This is a genomic window from Shewanella sp. ALD9 (assembly GCF_002836315.1).
Lineage (GTDB): Bacteria > Pseudomonadota > Gammaproteobacteria > Enterobacterales > Shewanellaceae > Shewanella.
In genome coordinates this window covers 1-1,420 of record NZ_PJCD01000017.1, presented here as the reverse complement: position 1 = coordinate 1,420, position 1,420 = coordinate 1, and the positions used below count along the sequence as shown (strand labels likewise).

Here is a 1,420-nt window from a genome sequence, read left to right as displayed (position 1 = left end):
CAATGCCGATCGTTTAAGGGCACTTGACCGATCTTGCAGATGAAAGATAATCCCTACCAGTATTCTGGTGGGGATTTTTTATGTTTGAGCAAGAGCTTGAATTAGTTCATGAGTCTGTTGAAGAAAGTGGGTCTTATGGTTCTGTAATGGAGGCTATTGATTCTGAGTGGATCGAACAATCACTCCTTTCAGCTAACAAGGCGAGTATCCGTAATCGCCGTCTGCCTGCGCAGCAGGCAGTCTGGCTAGTGCTTTGGATGGGATTAATACGTAACCAGTCCATCAAAGAAGTCTGTAGCTCGATGGATATAGCACTTCAATCTGGAGACTCCACCTGGTCTCGTGTAGCACCGAGTGTATTGACGGATTGCCGACGACGCTTAGGTGAAGCCCCAATGTCTTACTTATTTAAATCCACTATATCAGCCTGGCTTGAGCAAGCGTTAGGGGACCAAAATACACTAGGGCTTACCACTCTTGCCGTTGATGGAACGGTGTTTCGTTGCCAAGACTCTGAAGAAAATGCCAATGAGTTTGGTTTTATTTCAAAAACACACAAACCCTATCCTCAACTTCGATTAGTCAGCCTTATATCTACTGAAACCAGAATGGTATTAGGTGCTGCCTTTGATGGTTGTCACGTAGGAGAGATCACACTCGCACAGCGTTTAGTTCAAGATACACCTGATAACTCCTTAACCCTATTTGACCGTTGTTATTTCTCTGCTGACTTATTAGTCAATTGGCAAAGCTCTGGAGTACAGCGACATTGGCTGACACCCGTAAAGTCAAAAATGCGTTACGAGGTGGTCGAAGAGTTTGCGAATAATGATTTGCTCATTGATATGCCAGTCTCTCCCCAAGCGAGAAAGAAAAACCCCGAGCTTCCCGAAACATGGCGTGCCCGTTTTATTGCTTATCAAGAGCCAAAAGGTGAAATAAAAGGCTTCGTCACCTCATTGGTTGATCCCGTTAAGTATCCGCTGGACAAGCTACTTAATATCTACTGGCAACGCTGGGAAATAGAAGAAGGATACGGTGAACTTAAGCAAACCCAGCTACAAAGCAAGGTGACGTTACGAAGCAAATTTGTTGAAGGTGTTAAGCAAGAATTGTGGGGAGTGCTTATCGCTTATAATCTGGTTCGTTTAGAAATGACAGCGATAGCAAAGGAAGCTAAAGTTGCGCCAACCCGTATCAGTTTTACCGCGGCAATAAGCTTGATAGATACACAATTAAGGTGGCTTGCTTTATCACCAGATGGAAAGCTGCCAGCGAAACTTAAGCAAATGCGAGCCGATATAAAACACTTTATCCTTCCAGATAAAAGAAAGCACCGAACGTATCCACGCTCAGTGCTCTATATACCTAGCCGTTATCCACTTAAATATAAACAGTAATGCTTATCCGAATAGCATTA

At 43.8% G+C, this 1,420-nt stretch carries 1 protein-coding gene; it reads left to right on the top strand.

Features of this window, described 5'->3' with window-relative positions; genetic code table 11:
- Positions 1-80 precede the first annotated feature (80 nt).
- The gene (locus CXF88_RS14335; RefSeq protein ID WP_101085470.1) at positions 81-1,400 is read left to right on the top strand and encodes an IS4 family transposase; all 1,320 of its coding nucleotides are present in this window, start codon (positions 81-83) and stop codon (positions 1,398-1,400) included.
- Positions 1,401-1,420 lie beyond the last annotated feature (20 nt).